Origin of the sequence: Pseudomonas mangrovi (assembly GCF_003052585.1) — a bacterium.
In the GTDB taxonomy this organism is placed as follows: domain Bacteria; phylum Pseudomonadota; class Gammaproteobacteria; order Pseudomonadales; family Pseudomonadaceae; genus Aquipseudomonas; species Aquipseudomonas mangrovi.
Window position 1 is genome coordinate 629,121 of record NZ_QASN01000020.1, and the last position, 16,214, is coordinate 645,334.

Annotated in this window: 11 protein-coding genes; 8 read left to right on the plus strand and 3 right to left on the minus strand. The window is 65.9% G+C overall.

The window, feature by feature from the left end; translation table 11 throughout:
* Positions 1-82: 82 nt before the first annotated feature.
* The 3 genes from ccoG to DBO85_RS15555 all read right to left on the minus strand — a co-directional run bounded on the left by ccoG (position 83) and on the right by DBO85_RS15555 (position 3,660).
* A complete protein-coding gene (gene ccoG, locus DBO85_RS15545) occupies positions 83-1,498 on the minus strand; it encodes a cytochrome c oxidase accessory protein CcoG (RefSeq protein WP_108108164.1) in 1,416 nt (471 codons plus the stop codon).
* 523 nt (positions 1,499-2,021) lie between these two features.
* The gene (locus tag DBO85_RS15550) at positions 2,022-2,984 is read right to left on the minus strand and encodes a bifunctional GNAT family N-acetyltransferase/nucleoside diphosphate kinase regulator (protein WP_108108165.1); all 963 of its coding nucleotides are present in this window, start codon (positions 2,982-2,984) and stop codon (positions 2,022-2,024) included.
* A gap of 136 nt (positions 2,985-3,120) precedes the next feature.
* Positions 3,121-3,660 (minus strand): MgtC/SapB family protein, encoded by a 540-nt coding sequence (locus DBO85_RS15555; RefSeq protein ID WP_108108166.1) that lies wholly within the window; start codon positions 3,658-3,660, stop codon positions 3,121-3,123.
* A 237-nt stretch (positions 3,661-3,897) separates the two neighbouring features.
* On the opposite strand from DBO85_RS15555, the gene DBO85_RS15560 reads away from it, so the two are divergent.
* The 8 genes from DBO85_RS15560 to DBO85_RS15595 all read left to right on the plus strand — a co-directional run bounded on the left by DBO85_RS15560 (position 3,898) and on the right by DBO85_RS15595 (position 16,192).
* Entirely contained in the window at positions 3,898-4,542 is a 645-nt protein-coding gene (locus DBO85_RS15560; protein ID WP_108108167.1) for a Yip1 family protein, read from the plus strand.
* Positions 4,543-4,753: 211 nt separating this feature from the next.
* The gene (glgA, locus tag DBO85_RS15565) at positions 4,754-6,307 is read left to right on the plus strand and encodes a glycogen synthase GlgA (RefSeq protein WP_108108168.1); all 1,554 of its coding nucleotides are present in this window, start codon (positions 4,754-4,756) and stop codon (positions 6,305-6,307) included.
* Between the two features lies 1 nt (position 6,308).
* Positions 6,309-8,078 carry a malto-oligosyltrehalose trehalohydrolase gene (gene treZ, locus DBO85_RS15570; protein ID WP_108108169.1) on the plus strand — a complete coding sequence of 590 codons (1,770 nt, stop codon included), beginning with the start codon at positions 6,309-6,311 and terminating at the stop codon, positions 8,076-8,078.
* Positions 8,071-10,131 (plus strand): 4-alpha-glucanotransferase, encoded by a 2,061-nt coding sequence (gene malQ, locus DBO85_RS15575; protein ID WP_108108170.1) that lies wholly within the window; start codon positions 8,071-8,073, stop codon positions 10,129-10,131. Before treZ ends, malQ begins: the two co-directional genes overlap by 8 nt.
* A complete protein-coding gene (locus DBO85_RS15580; protein ID WP_108108171.1) occupies positions 10,128-12,926 on the plus strand; it encodes a malto-oligosyltrehalose synthase in 2,799 nt (932 codons plus the stop codon). The genes malQ and DBO85_RS15580 overlap by 4 nt, the downstream gene beginning before the upstream one ends.
* A gap of 49 nt (positions 12,927-12,975) precedes the next feature.
* Complete coding sequence (locus tag DBO85_RS15585) at positions 12,976-13,212, plus strand: DUF2934 domain-containing protein (RefSeq protein WP_108108172.1); 237 nt, start codon at positions 12,976-12,978, stop codon at positions 13,210-13,212.
* Positions 13,213-13,257: 45 nt separating this feature from the next.
* Positions 13,258-15,441, plus strand: coding sequence for a glycogen debranching protein GlgX (gene glgX / locus DBO85_RS15590; protein WP_108108173.1), 2,184 nt, complete (start codon positions 13,258-13,260; stop codon positions 15,439-15,441).
* Positions 15,422-16,192 (plus strand): PIG-L deacetylase family protein, encoded by a 771-nt coding sequence (locus tag DBO85_RS15595; protein WP_108108174.1) that lies wholly within the window; start codon positions 15,422-15,424, stop codon positions 16,190-16,192. The genes glgX and DBO85_RS15595 overlap by 20 nt, the downstream gene beginning before the upstream one ends.
* Positions 16,193-16,214: the final 22 nt, after the last annotated feature.

Below are 16,214 nucleotides of genomic sequence, written 5' to 3' on the forward strand. Positions count from 1 at the left end.
GTCATGCGGCGGCGGCAGTTTAGCCGCTGGCCAGGCGTACGTGCAGGCCGCCAGCGGCTGGGGCAGGGCGCAGGCGCCTGTCTCAGAGCGCCTGCGGTACCAGGAAGGTGCTCTGGGTCTGCACCTGGTTGTCCGGGTCATCGGCATCGACGACCTTGAAGCGCAGTGGTGCCACCTCGGTGAGGCGCGTGCTTGCTGGCAGGCTGACACTGAGCAGAACGTCGCGGATCTCGCCAGGCTGCAGCGTCAGCGCACGCGGGCCCTGCAGGTGGAAGGCGCCGGGGTTTTCCAGGGTAATCAGCAGACGGCGGCTGTCCTGGGCCTTGTTGATGATCTTCAGGCTGTAGCTGTTTTCGATATCGCCGTCCACGGTGCGGGTATAGAGGCCGCGATCGCGGGTGACGTTGAGCGACAGCAGGGGGCGCTCCGCCAGCGCCCAGATCAATGCGCCGATCATCACCAGCAACACCCCGGCGTAGCCCAGCAGACGCGGCCGCAACCAGCGCGTGCGCCCGCCGGCCAGCGCACGTTCGGAGGTGTAGCGAACCAGCCCGCGGGCGTAGCCCATCTTGTCCATGATGCTGTCGCAGGCGTCGGCACAGGCGCCGCAGCCGATGCAATTGAGCTGCAGGCCGTCGCGGATGTCGATGCCGGTCGGGCAGACCTGCACGCAGACGGTGCAGTCGATGCAGTCGCCCAGGCCGGTCTCGCGCGGCAGGCTGTCCTTGCGTCGCGGCCCGCGGTTTTCGCCACGGGCGCTGTCATAGGCAACCGTCAGGGTATCGCTGTCGATCATCACGCTCTGAAACCGCGAGTACGGGCACATGTGCAGGCAGATCTGCTCGCGCAGCCAGCCGGCGTTGATGTAGGTGGCCAGGGTGAAGCAGGCCAGCCAGAAGGCCGCACCGAGGCCCGGCTCGAGGCTCAGCAGATCACTGGTCAGCTCGCGCACCGGAGTGAAGTAGCCGACGAAGGCGGTCGCCGTCGCCAGGCTGATGGCCAGCCAGAGCAGGTGCTTGGCACCGCGGCGGATGAGCTTCTGCAACGACCAGGGCGCCGCATCCAGCTTGATGCGCTGGCCGCGATCACCTTCGCTGACTTTCTCGGCCCACATGAACATCCAGGTCCAGACGCTTTGCGGGCAGGCATAACCGCACCAGACCCGGCCGGCCAGCACCGTGATGAAGAACAGGCCGAAGGCGGCGATGATCAGCAGTGCCGACAACAGAATGAAATCCTGCGGCCAGTAGGTCGCACCGAAGATGTGGAATTTGCGGCCGGCCAGGTCCCAGAGCACGGCCTGGCGACCATTCCAGTTCAGCCAGGCGGTGCCGAAGAACAACAGCAGCAGGCCACCGGTGCCGATCAGGCGTGCCGTGCGCCAGCGACCGAAGAAGCTGCGGGTATGAATGGGGCCACCGGCCTGAGCCGGAGTGATTCGCACGGGCTGGTGATGGTTGATCGTGTCGATCAGGCGTGCGTCGATGCGGTCGGTCATGATGCGGCGTCCCCTGGGGCTGTTCGGCGCCGGCATCATCAACGTGGCGCTGTACCGGTAACAGGCTCAGGTTTTCGAAAAAAAACCGGATCAGATTCGATAGGTTGGTCCGGAGCCAGCTGATTCCCGGATCAAGCGACTGATTCATTTCCAAGTGCGCTGGTTTGTCGCAGGCATGGGATTGCACAGATGAACTGGTGAATCCGTACTGACTCAGGGGCTGGCACCGGCATCCGTACGTTCGCATAATGTATATTATGTTAAATCATATGCATGCCATAACAGCTCATGAGCCTCCTGAGACCTTGATCCGCTACCCCACCTTCCTCTCGGTTAGCGCTCGCGCAAGCCGGCTGTCCCGCCATCGTATGCAACACGCAATCAGCCACGGGCCGACTGCTTCGACTGCATTGCGTGGTTACATGCCCAACGGATGCGTTCGAGAGTCCCCTGGCAAAACTTGAAGTGCTCAGCCCGGTTCGATCCATGGCCATCGGCCGTAAGCCCTGAGCTCAAAGCGCAACTACAGGTGGAAATCGCCTGCAGCTTCGGGCTGGTAAAGCACTTTCCTGATCTCGATCCGTCGGGTCCGATCGGAAATGCGCCAGTCGATCGCGTCTCCCTCCTGATAGCCCAGGATGGCGGCGCCGATGTCGGAACACACGGAATGCTTCCCGGCGCTGCTGTCCGCGTCTTCCGGGTAGACCAAGGCCACTTCGATCTCTTCGTCGTCCAGCTGCAGCAAAGCCCTGGAGTTCATCGTGACAACATTGCGCGCCACCTGCTGCGGCTTGACGACAATGGCTCGCTCAAGCTCATGTTCGAGTTCGACCACGGCCGGGCCTTGCTCGAGCACGATCAGACATTCGAGCCTGACCTTGTCGATTTCCGTGATGTAGATCCCGGTGGCGTCGCCGAAGGCACCTTCGCGCAGGAACTGCAGATAGCGCCCCGCCGTCATGGCAAATGACTTCAATAGCGGCGTTTCGCTCTCCAGCACAAAGCCGCTGCGCAGAAAGGCGTTCAGCGAGCGCGCGTTGTCCGGGTGGATTCTGGCGATGAGCCTCTCCGCACGCATCTCGAGGAAGGCCAGTTTCATGCCTTCGCGGATCGTGCGCGCGCCCAGGCTGCGGCCCCATTTGTCGCAGTTCCCGATGGCCAGGACGATCTCGCAATCCGGGCCGGTCTTGATCAGACGGACAAATCCCACCGGGTCGTCGTGCCGGTCATAGGCCATGAAGAATCGGCCGCCGCGGTTGAACAGATGGGTCAGAATCGGCGATTGCGTTCGATCGATGGCTTGCTCGATGGAGCGTGAGACATCACGCGAATCACTCAGGAAGCAGGTGACGCGTTCATCCTCCAACCACTCCATCAGCGTCAGCGCGTGTGCCCGAGTGATTTCAGGGCACAGCGAAATGAAAGGCTTGTTCATCTTCACCACACGTATTCGTAAAGAATGAAAGCCCTTCATGGCGATGGCCATGACGGTTCTTTCGGCAACCGGCGATCTTAAGACATAACGCCGGCAATGCCGAACAGGCTGAGCACTAATCCTTCATACATAAGCGGCTTATCGCGTCAGATGCCGATCATCCTCGCCTGAAGCCGGCGCCACACAGCTATTCGGATTCCTCGCCTCGCTCCTTGCGCGGTGCAGGCCTTTCCTTCTCCTCCGGCATGCCCAGCAGACTCTCCAGACTGGCCACCAACCCCGGCACGGCGAACAGGATCATCAGCGCCAGTACCGTCGCCAGTACTGCGGTGGCTTCCTTGCCCAGGCCGACCGTAATGCCGATGGCGGCGGTCAGCCAGATGCCCGCTGCAGTGGTCAGGCCTTTGACGTGATTCAGATCGCCGCTCTTGAGGATGGTCCCGGCGCAGAGAAAGCCCAGGCCCGAGACTATGCCCTGGATCACCCGACTCATGGCGTCGTCCCCTGCCCCGTGCAACTGCGGGACCAGTACGAACAACGCTGCTCCCATGGCAACCAGCATGTGCGTGCGCACCCCGGCTGCCTTGCCACGGTGCTCGCGCTCAAGGCCGAGAACGCCGCCGAGCAAGGCCGCCAGGAGCAAACGCAGGACGATGCGGGTGGCCTGCGAGGGATCGGACAGATCGGAAAACTCATCGGCGAGGGTCTGACTGATTTCATTCCACATGACGGACCAACGAAGCGACGTTAAAGCACGCCTCGTCGCAACTTGCGGGCCAACCGGAAAACCCGGCAAAGCTGCCATTTCCCGCCGTTCGGCCATGCAGGCTGCACGACTGCCAGGCGCCGCGGCGGGCATTTTGCGCGAGCGTTTTACCGTCGGGTTCGTTAAGGGAAACCTCTGCGCCACAGCGCCTCTAACCTTCAACGTCGCCCGTGCGGCATCTGCGAGGAGAGCCCTGCCATGACCATGCCATCGCTAGAACTGTTCAGCCGGCCGGAAAAGGCCTGGCACCAGATCATCCGCGCCGAGGAACAAAACGCCTGGCAATACCTGCCGCATCTGCTGCTGTTCTCTCTGGTTCCGGTGATCAGTCTGTACATCGGTACCTGGCTGACCGGCTGGTCCCTCGCGGAGGACGAGCGCGTGCGCCTGGATGGCTCCAGCGCGCTGCAGCTGAGCCTGGCGCTGTACGTCACCATCCTGCTGGGCACTTTCATCATGGGCGCCTGCATCCGTGGCATTTCCTACACCTTCGAGCGCAAGCCGAGCCTGAACCAGTGCATCGCGTTCACCGCCTACCTGCTCACGCCGTTCTTTCTGGCAGGTCTTGCCGGGCTCTATCCCAGCCGCCCACTGGCCTTGATCGCCCTGGGCGCCGCCTCGGTCTACGCCACCTTCCTGCTCTATGTGGGCTTTCCCATCTACATGCACGTGCGCCAGTCCAAGGGCTTCTTCTTCGCCAGCGTGGTCTGGGGCATCGGCCTGCTGGTTGTGGTCACCGTCCTGGTCTCGATGATTCTTTTCTGGCAGATGGAACTGCATCCGGAATACCTCGATCCGGCGCTGCGCGCACCCACGGAAGTCCCTGCAGCGCCGCCTCGCTGAGCGCGACGCGTTGCGCTCTGACCTCCGGTCCAGACGCGTCGAACTTTATTTACCGACGGCGAGTCTGGATGAGTAACGGGCACTTTTCTTGCCTGACCTGCCAACAACCTGATGCTCCGCGGCCGGGCTCATTCGCCTGGACCGTGCTGGCGAGAGCATCGCTTTCAGGATCGAACAAGCGGTTCGTTCGTAACCGCAGTCGGAGGACTTCATGACCGTAGCCGCAGTACCAGACCCGCTGACCCAGCCCGTTGAGCGTGCCCGTTTGCAGGACGCGCAGCCCCCTTCCCTGCTCAGCCTGGGCTCCGTTCAGGAGCAGAAGAAAAAGATCCTGCTGGTAACCTCGGAGATGGCCGGACTGGTCAAGACCGGCGGGCTGGGCGATGTTTCCGCGGCGCTGCCCCGCGCCCTGCGCGATCTGCATGACGTCCGCGTCCTGCTGCCGGGTTACCCGCAAGTCCTCGACAGTGGCAACCATATCCGTGTAGTGGGCGAAGTTCCCGGCCAGGCGGCGATTCCGGCAGCGCGCATTGGCCGCATCGACATGGACGATGGCCTGATCGTCTACGTGGTGATCTGCGCCGAACTCTACGAGCGCCCTGGCAATCCCTACGTCGACCCGCAGGGCAACGAATGGGCCGACAGTCATATCCGTTTCGCCCGCCTGTCGTTGGCGGCGGCCGACATCGCCGCCGGCAACGCCTCGATCCGCTGGAGCCCTGAGCTGGTGCATGCCAATGACTGGCAGACCGGGCTGACGCCCGCCTACATGCGCTGGCGTGGGCAGAACACCCCCTGCGTGTTCACCATTCACAACCTCGCCTACCAGGGCCTGCTGGACATGCATCGCAGCCCGGAACTGGGCATCCCCGGTCACGCCTGCCAGATGGAGGGCATGGAGCTGCATGGCCGTCTCTCGCTGCTCAAGGCCGGGATCGCCTACGCCGATCGGGTCACCACCGTCAGTGCCACCTATGCTCGCGAGATCACCACGCCCGAGTTCGGTTGCGGCCTGGAGGGTTTCCTCGCCAGCAAGGCCGCCGCCGGAAAGCTCAGCGGCATTCCCAATGGCATCGACGATTCCTGGGAGCCGGAAAGCGATCCACACCTGAGCCAGCCGTTTGCCATGCATGACTGGCAGGCGCGGGACGCCAACACGGCCGAAGTGCGCCGCCTGTTCGGCCTGCGCCCCAGCAGCGGCCCGCTGTTCGCAGTGGTCTCGCGCCTGGTCTATCAGAAGGGTCTGGACCTGACCCTGGGGGTGGTCGAGGACATCGTCGCCGGCGGTGGCCAACTGGTCATCACCGGTTGTGGCGAACCGCAGATCGAGGAGGCGGTGCGCGCCCTGCAGGACCGTTACCCCGGCGAGGTCGGCGTGCGCGTGGGCTTCGACGAGACCGAGGCGCGGCGCATGTACGCCGGCAGCGATTTCCTGCTGATGCCCTCGCGCTACGAGCCCTGCGGGCTGAGCCAGATGTACGCGCAGCGCTACGGCTCGCTGCCGATCGCGCGGCGCACCGGCGGCCTGGCCGACACCATCGAGGATGGCCTCACCGGTTTTCTCTTCGAGGGCTCCCGGCTGGAAAACTACCGCGGCGCCATTGCCCGTGCGCTGGAGGTCTTTGCCGCACCCGAGCTGTTCAGTGCGATGCGCTGTCGGGCGATGTCGGCACCCTGCTACTGGCATCAATCGATCGAACCCTACGCCGAGCTGTACATGGGGCTGATCGAAGCACGCAGCGGCAGCCAGCAACTGCAACGCTGAGGTGGCCGTGACGAGTGCGAATTACTGGCATGGCGCCCGGCCGCTGGATGAACAACGCAGCGCTTTTCGGCTCTGGGCACCGGACGCCAGTGATGTCGCGCTGCAACGCCCGGGCCTGCCGCCACTGCCGATGCAGGCGGCCGCAGACGGCTGGTTCGAGGTGCAGGCCGAGTGTCCGGCGGGGTGCCTCTATCGTTTCACCATCGACGGCCGACTGGATATCCCCGACCCCGCTTCGCGCTGCCAGAGCGACGGACCGCACGGCTATAGCCGGGTCATCAACACCGCAGCCTTCGGGCGCCGTGGCGGCAACTGGCGCGGCAGGCCCTGGCACGAGGCGGTCATCTACGAACTGCATGTCGGCGCTGCCGGGGGCTACGCGGCGATTCGCGCCGATCTGCCACGCCTGGCCAAGCTCGGTATTACCGCCATCGAGCTGATGCCGCTGGCGGAGCTGCCCGGTGGCCGCAACTGGGGTTATGACGGTGTACTGCCCTACGCGCCGCACGCCGGCTACGGGCCGCCGGAGGCGCTGGTGGCGCTGATCGACGATGCCCATGCCCATGGCCTGATGGTCTATCTCGATGTCGTCTACAACCACTTCGGCCCGGACGGCAATTACCTGGGCAGCTATGCCAGCGGCTTCTTCCGTCACGACCAGCCAACGCCCTGGGGCGACGCCATCGACTTTCGCCGCCGCGAAGTGCGTGAGTTCTTCATCGACAACGCACTGATGTGGCTGCGCGACTACCGCTTCGATGGCCTGCGCCTGGACGCCGTGCATGCCATTGGCGAGCCGGACTTCCTGATCGAGCTGGCCGAGCGGATCCGCGTGTCCATCGAGCCCGAGCGCCATGTGCACCTGATGCTGGAGAACGAAGACAACAGTGCGACTCTGCTCGAATGCGGCTTCGATGCGCAATGGAACGACGACGGCCACAATGCCCTGCACGTGCTGCTGACCGGTGAGAAGGAAGGCTACTACGCCGACTTCAGCGAACAACCCGTGGCCAAGCTGGCGCGCTGCCTGAGCGAAGGCTTCGTCTATCAGGGCGAGCGCGGCCGGCGCGGCGAGCCACGCGGCGAACCCAGCGCGCATCTGCCGCCCAGCGTCTTCGTACTGTTCCTGCAGAACCACGACCAGATCGGCAACCGCGCCTTTGGTGAGCGGCTGAACCAGCTCTGCAGTACCGATGCCTTGCGTGCAGCGGTGCTGCTGCAGCTGCTGTGCCCGATGATTCCGTTGTTGTTCATGGGCGAGGAATGGGCCGCGCCGGAGCCGTTCCTGTTCTTCACCGATCACCATGACGAACTGGCCGACGCGGTGTGCGCGGGCCGTCGTGCAGAGTTCGCCGAATTCGCGGCCTTCGCCGATCCGGCGAGCCGCGAACGCATCCCCGATCCGAATGCCGCCACGACCTTCGAGCGTTCGCGGCCGGACCCGGCACGCCGCGCACTGCCGGAGCACCAGGCCTGGCTCGATTATTACCGCGAGTTGCTGCAGGTGCGCCACCAGCACATCGCGCCGCATCTGCCCGATTGCCGCTCGCTCGGTTGCGAGCTGCTCGGCGAGCGTGCCCTGCGCGCCCACTGGCAGCTCGGCAATGGTGCGCGCCTGAGCATCGAGCTGAACCTCGCAGAGAGTCCGCTCGAGCTGACCACGGCGGCCCGTGGCAGCCTTCTGCAGGCAAGTTCGGCTGCGGCCTTGAATTCCCCCCTTGTTCTTGCCGGGCACAGCGCCCGAGCCTTTCTGGAGCCTGCCCATGAGTGATGCGCGCCTGGAAGACCTCGCGCATGCCGCCGGGCTTGCCGTGCACTGGACCGATGCCGATGGCCGCGCGCAGCGGGTTGCGCCAGAGGTGCTGCGCAGCGTGTTGCAGCATCTGGGCATAGACGCGCAGAGCGAAACCCAGGTCGAAACCAGCCTGGCCGCGATGAACGCCCTGGAACACGCACGGGTCCTGCCGCCACTGCTCACCGCCGACGCCGGCGCCGAACTGGATCTGGGTGCCCATTTCTCTGAAGGCCTGGCCTGGAAGCTGATCGAGGAATCCGGCCAGGAGCACAGTGGCCGTCTGGACTCACGCGGCTGTCTCGCCCTGCCCCCCTCCCTTGGCTACGCCCGCCTGCAGATTGCCGAACAGGAACTCAGCCTGGCGCTGGCGCCCGCGCGCGCCTGCAGCGTGGCGGATCTTGCCGGCAATCCGCAGGCACGCCTGTGGGGCCTGTCGGCACAGCTCTACTCGCTTCGCCGCGAAGGCGACGGCGGCCTGGGTGACTGCGCAGCACTGGAAATACTGATCCACGAAGCGGCCGCCCGCGGCGCCGACGCCATTGCAATCAGTCCCACCCATGCCATGTTCGCGGCCCTGCCCGAGCAATACAGCCCCTACTCTCCCTCCAGCCGGCTGTTCTTCAACCCGTTGTACAGCGCCGCGGAAAACGTCCTCGGCGAATTTGCCGTGCGTCAGGCCATCGCCGATGCCGGCGTGGCCGATGAGCTGGCACGCCTGGAGGCCTTGCCGCTGATCGACTGGCCGGCCGTGGCGCGCTGCAAGACCCGCATGCTGCGTGCTCTGCATGCCGGGTTTCGGCGTGGCGGCAATCCGTTCCAGGAGGACTTCTCACGTTTCCGTGCCCGCGGCGGCGATGCCCTGGAGCAGCACTGTCGGTTCGAAGCCCTGCATGGGCAGCGCGTGGCCGCAGGCCAGCCACATGACTGGCGAGAGTGGCCGGAAGAGCTGCGCGATCCGGCAAGCCCTGCACTGCAGCGTTTTGCCGCCGAGCACCCGGACGAGATCGAGTACCACGCGTTCGCCCAATGGCTGGCGGACCGCGGCCTCTACCGCTGCCAGTCGGCGGCGCGCAGCTGCGGCATGCAGATCGGCCTGATTGCCGATCTGGCGGTGGGTGCCGATGGCGCCGGCAGTCAGGCATGGAGCCGACAGGCCGAACTGCTGCCGTCGCTCAGCGTCGGTGCGCCGCCGGATATCCTCAACCGCGCCGGACAGAACTGGGGCATTTCCGCGTTTTCCCCGCAAGGTCTGCGCAAGCATGGCTACCGTGCGTTCATCGAGATGCTGCGGCGCGGCCTGGCCCACGCTGGCGGCCTGCGCATCGACCACGCCATGGGCCTGTCGCGGTTGTGGCTGATCCCGCCCGGCGCCGGCCCGCGTGAGGGCGCCTACCTGAGCTACCCGTTCGAAGACCTGCTACGGCTGATCGCCCTGGAATCGCATCGTCACCGCGCGCTGATTCTCGGCGAAGACCTCGGCACCGTGGCCGAAGGCTTTCGCGAGCGGATGTCGTCGCGCGGCATCCTCGGCATGCGCGTGCTGCTGTTCGAGCAGCAGGACAATCGCTTCACGCCGCCGGGCGAGTGGCCAGGCGATGCCATGGCCACCACCAGCACCCACGATCTGCCGCCCCTGGCTGGCTGGTTCGACGGCGTGGATCTGAAGGTGCGCGCTGAACTGGGCGAGATCAACGACGAGCAGCTGCCGGCGGCGTTCGATGCACGCGAGCGCGACGCCCAGGCGCTCTGCCGCAGCCTCGGCCAGGTGCGCCAGACCCCGCCTGCGGCACTGCTCGATGCGGCGGTCGAGTTCGTCGGCGTGACACCGGCGCCGCTGGTGCTGTTGCCACTGGAGGATGCCTGCGTCAGCCCCGTGATGGTCAACCTGCCCGGCACCCTCGATGAACACCCCAACTGGCGACGACGCTGGTCGCTCGAGCCAGGCGCGCTGCTGGACAGCGAAGGCGTGCACCAGCGCCTGGCGCGCCTCGCCTCCGCCCGCTGCCTAGCCGAGAAAAGCTCGTCATGATCCGTCTACGCGCTACCGCCCGCCTCCAGCTGCACAAGGACTTCACCCTTGACGATGCGCTGCAGTGGGTCGACTACTGGGCGGCCCTGGGCATCAGCCATCTGTACGTCTCGCCGCTGCTGACCGCGCGGCCCGGCTCGATGCATGGCTACGACGTCACCGATCCGTCGCAGATCAACCCGGAACTGGGTGGCGAGGCCGCCCTGCGCCGCCTGGTAGACGCCCTGCGCGCGCGTGACATGGGCCTGATCCTGGACATCGTCTCCAACCACATGGCGGTCGGCGGCTCGAACAATCCCTGGTGGCTGGACGTACTGGAGTGGGGCCGGCGCAGCCCCTATGGCGAATTCTTCGACATTCACTGGGATTCGCCCGACCCGTTGCTCGAAGGCCAACTGCTGCTGCCCTACCTGCGCAGCGACTACGGCGAGGTGCTTCGCGCCGGGGAGATCCCGCTGCGCCTGGATGCCGGCGCCGGGGCCTTCTACTGCGAGCATTTCGAGCATCGCTTCCCGATCAACCCGCATGCCTATGGCGAGCTGCTGCGGCTGTCCGGCGATGCGGCACTGGACGGCCTGGCGCAACGCTTCGATGGCCTTGCCGACGCCCCCGAAGCCCACACCGAAGCCCTCGGCCTGCGCAGCGAGCTGGCCATGCTGCTGGCCGACCCGCGCCTGCGCCAGTCGCTCGAAGCTGCGCTCAGCGCCTACGATTCGCGCCAGCCGGAAGGGCTGCAGCGTCTGCATCAATTGCTCGAGCGCCAGAGCTATCGGCTGGCCAGCTGGCGAACCGCAGCGGACGACATCAACTGGCGGCGCTTCTTCGACATCAACGAACTGGGCGGTCTGCGCGTGGAGCGTCCGGAGGTGTTCGAGGCAACCCATGCCAAGGTCTTCCAGCTGGTCGGCGAGGGCCTGATCGACGGCCTGCGCATCGACCACGTCGATGGCCTGGCCGATCCGCGCGGTTACTGCCGGCGCCTGCGCCGCAGGGTCGAAGCCCTGCTGCCACAGCGCCCGGAAGTCGCCCGGATCGAGCATTTCAGCATCCATGTCGAAAAGATCCTGGCGTCCGGCGAGCAGCTGCACGGCGACTGGATGGTCGATGGCACCACCGGCTACGAGTTCATGAATCAGGTGTCGCTGCTGCAACACGACCCCCAGGGCGCCGCGCCCCTGGCACGGCTATGGAACGCCCGCAGCGGACGCCCGGCAGAGTTTCTTCAAGAAGCGCGCCAGGCGCGTGCCCAGGTTCTTGCCGGATCGCTGGCCGGCGACTTCGAGTCGGTGGCACAACTGCTGTTGCAGATCGCCCGCGCCGACCTGATGACCCGCGACATCACCCTGGGCGCTATTCGCCGCGCGCTGCAGGCGCTGGTGGTGCACTTTCCGGTGTATCGCTGCTACATCGCCGGCAACGGCCGACAGAACCTCGACGAGGGCTTCTTCGAGCAGGCCCTCGACGGTGCGCGTGGCATCCTCAACGAAGCGGACGCCGGCGTGCTCGAACACCTGCAGAAGTGGCTCGGCGGCGTCCCTCTGCGGCAGGTTCCGGCCCGCTTGCGCAAGCTGCATCGACAAGCCTGTGCGCGCTTCCAGCAACTGACCTCGCCAGCGGCCGCCAAGGCGGTCGAGGACACCGCCTTCTACCGCTATGGCGTGCTGCTGTCGCGCAACGACGTGGGCTTCGACAGCGAGTATTTCAGTGCACCGCCGGAGGCCTTCCACCGCGCCTGCGCACAGCGCCTGGAGAGTTTTCCCGACAGCCTGCTGGCCACGGCCACGCATGACCACAAGCGTGGCGAGGACGGCCGGGCGCGGCTGGCGGTGCTCAGCGAGCGCGGCGAATGGTATTCCACCCTGGTCGAACACTGGCAACGCCTGACCGCAGGCCTGCGCCGGCTCACCGCCAATGGCGAAGCCCCCTACCCCGGCGACGAACTCATCCTGTTCCAGACCCTGCTCGGCAGCTGGCCGCTGGAGCTTTCCTGCGATGATCCGACGGCGCTGGCGGTCTACTTCGAGCGCGTCTCCGGCTGGCAGCAGAAGGCTTTGCGCGAAGCCAAGCTGCGCAGCAGCTGGAGCGCGCCGGATACCGAGTACGAACAGGTCTGCCGCGACTACCTGCACACGCTGCTGTGCCAGCCCGATGGCCTTCCGCTGCGCCGCTCGATCGCTTCGGCAGTCAACGACATGGCGGCCTCCGGTGCCCTCAACGGCCTGGTGCAGTGTCTGCTGCGCCTTACCGCGCCGGGCGTCCCGGACCTGTTCCAGGGCCGCGAGTTCTGGGACTTCAGCCTGGTCGATCCGGACAACCGCCGCCCGGTCGACTACCCGGCGCGGGCGGCCGCGCTGGCGCAGGTCGCAGAGCCGGCCGAGCTGCTGCGCAACTGGCGTGACGGCCGCATCAAGCAATACCTCATCTCTAGCCTGCTGTGTTTGCGCCGCAGCCTACCGACGCTATTTGCGCGTGGCGAGTACCTGCCGTTGAACGTGCTCGGCACTGCCGCAGGGCGCGCCCTGGCGTTCGCCAGACGCACCCAGGACGGTCACTGTCTGCTGGTGGTGGTGCCGCGCCTGAGCGACGCGCTGCTCGCCGACGGCGTGCCCATGGTGCCTCCGCGCAAGTGGGGCAATACCCGCGTGCAACTGCCCGAGAGCCTGCGCGACCGACCGCTCTATGGCCTGTTCGGGCAACCGGTGGTCAGCCCGCGTGACGGCAGTCTGCTGCTGTCAGAACTGTTGTCGGCTTTCCCCGTCTGTGTATTGAGCAGCGAACCAGCGAGGCTTGGTTGAGCTGAGGCCAGCTGCCCGGCAACTGATCGACCATTCAGGAGAAACACCCATGAGCGACGAGCGCATCCGCCAACTGGCCTACGAGATCTGGCATTCCGAGGGCCGTCCTCACGGCCAGGATCAACGCCACTGGGAGATGGCCGCCAAGCTGGTCGAGGCGGAAACCGCCAAGGCCCCGAGCAAGCCACGCGCACCGCGCAAGCCCAAGGCTGCCCTGGAACAGGTGGCGGTCACCGCTCCGGCCAAGAAACCGCGCGCCAGCAGTCGCACCAAGCCTTCGCTCTGAGCCCATTTCCCGGATCGAGCGCACTTCAGGGAAGCAGGAGTCACGATGTCAAGTCATGCCAGCAAGGCCGCGCCACGCGCGACGGCCGTGAACACCCGTTCGCGTTTCAAGGAAGGCCTGCCCTACCCCCTGGGCGCCACCTGGGATGGCCTGGGCGTCAACTTCGCGCTGTTCTCGGCGCACGCCACCAAGGTCGAGCTGTGTCTGTTCGATAGCAGTGGCCAGGTCGAGATCGAGCGCATCGAGCTGCCCGAATACACCGACGAGATCTGGCATGGCTACCTGCCCGATGCCCATCCCGGCCTGATCTACGGCTATCGGGTCCACGGGCCCTACGCGCCCGAGGAAGGTCACCGCTTCAACCCCAACAAGTTGCTCATCGACCCCTATGCCAAGCAATTGGTGGGGCAGTTGCGCTGGTCCGAATCGCTGTTCGGCTACACCATCGGCCACCCCGACGGCGACCTGTCCTTCGACGAACGCGACAGCGCCGACTTCGTGCCCAAGTCCAAGGTCATCGACCCGGCATACAGCTGGGGCCGTGATCATCCGCTGGGTACGCCGTGGGACAAGACCGTCCTCTACGAGACCCACGTGCGCGGTTTCACCATGCGCCATCCGGCCGTGCCGGAGAACGTGCGCGGTACCTTTGCCGGCATGATGGTGCCGGAAGTGATCGACTACCTCCGCACCCTCGGCGTGTCCTCGATCGAGCTGCTGCCGATCCACGCCTTCGTCCAGGACCAGCATCTGCTGGAAAAGGGCATGACCAACTACTGGGGCTACAACAGCATTGCCTTCTTCGCGCCCCATCCGCGCTATCTCGCCAGTGGCAAGATCAGCGAATTCAAGGAGCTGGTCGCCCGGCTGCACCACGCCGGGCTCGAGGTGATCCTCGACGTGGTCTACAACCACACCGCCGAGGGCAACGAGCTCGGCCCGACGCTGTCCATGCGCGGCATCGACAACGCCAGCTACTACCGCCTGATGGCCGATGACAAGCGCTACTACATCAACGATTCCGGCACCGGCAACACCCTCGACCTGTCGCACCCCTGCGTACTGCAGATGGTCACCGACTCGCTGCGCTACTGGGCCGGGGAGATGCACGTCGACGGTTTCCGTTTCGACCTGGCGACCATTCTCGGCCGCGAGCACGACGGCTTCGACGAGCGCCACAGCTTCCTCGTCGCCTGCCGCCAGGACCCGCTGCTCAGCCGCACCAAGCTGATCGCCGAACCCTGGGACTGCGGCCCGGGCGGCTATCAGGTGGGCGCCTTCCCACCGGGCTGGATGGAATGGAACGACCGCTTCCGTGACACCGTGCGCGCCTTCTGGAAAGGCGATGAAGACCGACTGGCCGACTTCGCCAAGCGCATCACCGCTTCCGGCGACATGTACAACCAGCGTGGCCGACGGCCCTACACCTCGGTCAACTTCGTCACCGCCCATGACGGCTTCACCCTGCATGACCTGGTGTCCTACAACGACAAGCACAACGAAGCCAACGACGAGAACAACCAAGACGGCAGCGACAACAACCTGTCCTGGAATCATGGTGTCGAAGGGCCCACCGACGATCCGCAGATCCGTGAGCTGCGCCTGCGCCAGATGCGCAACTTCATGGCCACCCTGCTGTTCTCCCAGGGCACGCCGATGATCGTCGCCGGTGACGAGTTCGCCCGCACCCAGGGTGGCAACAACAACGCCTACTGCCAGGACAGCGAAATCGGCTGGATCGACTGGAACCTGGATCAGGATGGCGAGGAGCTGCTGGCTTTCGTGCGCGAGGCCCTGCACCTGCGCCTGCGTTACCCGATCCTGCGCCGCGGACGCTTCCTGGTCGGCGCCTGGAACGAGGAAATCGGCGTCAAGGACGTTACCTGGCTGTCACCCTGCGGAGCCGAGATGACCCCGGAACAATGGGACGACCCGCATGGCCGCTGCCTGGGCATGCTGATGGATGGCCGCGCCCAGCCCACCGGCCTGCGCAAGCGCGGTGCCGACGCGACCCTGCTGCTGATCGTCAATGCGCACCATGACGTGGTGAACTTTCACCTTCCGGAAGTGCCTCAGGGCAGCAGCTGGTGTTGCCTGATCGACACCAACCAGACACGTACCGACCGCACGCGCTGTTTCGATTTCGGCTGGACGTACCAGGTAACCGGGCGCTCGCTGCTGCTCCTGGAATTGCAGAAGGACACGCAAAGTGGCGCGGCAGACGGCTGACCACGATCTACCCACAACGCTCGCCGCGCAGCGCAAGGCGCGCTGGCGCATGCCCAGCGAGCCTTCTGCGCTGCCCACCCTGGATGTCGATCAACTGGTTCCGCCGGGGCGCCGCGCCGTACTGGTCGCCACCCACCCGGCCGATGAGGTGCTCGGCTGCGGCGGCCTGCTGCAGCAGCTGTGCGGCACCCGCGAGCTGATGATCATCTCCCTTACCAATGGCTGTCACCGGCGCGGCACCCGGCGCCCGGACGATGCCCGGCTGGCGATCATCCGGCCGCAGGAGAGCGTCGAGGCGCTGCGCCGACTGGGCCTGGACCTGGCGAAGTTGAAGTGGATTCGCGGCGGCCTGCCCGAAGGCGCGCTGGCCGACTGCGAGGCGCGGATCGGCGAGCTGCTGCTGCGCCACCTGCGCGAGGACGATGTGCTGATCGGCCCCTGGCGCGACGACGCTCATCCGGATCAGGCGGCCGCCGGGCGCAGCGCAGCCCGGGCCTGCCTGGCGCGTGGCGCCGAGCTGATCGAGGTGCCGTTGTGGCGCGCCCTGCCCGCCCAAGGCGGCTGGCCGGGTCGTCAGGCCGGTCGGCTGGAGCTGGACATCTTCGACCTGGCGCGCAAGCGCCACGCCCTGCAGGCCTTCGCCAGCCTGCTGCATGGTGACCCGCGCAGCGGCGTGTCGCCGCTGTTCGACCCGCAGCATCGGGATCGCCTGCTGCAGGCCCGCGAAGTGCTGATCCACGGCCTTGATTGAGCGATGCCGCCGATTTACTGAT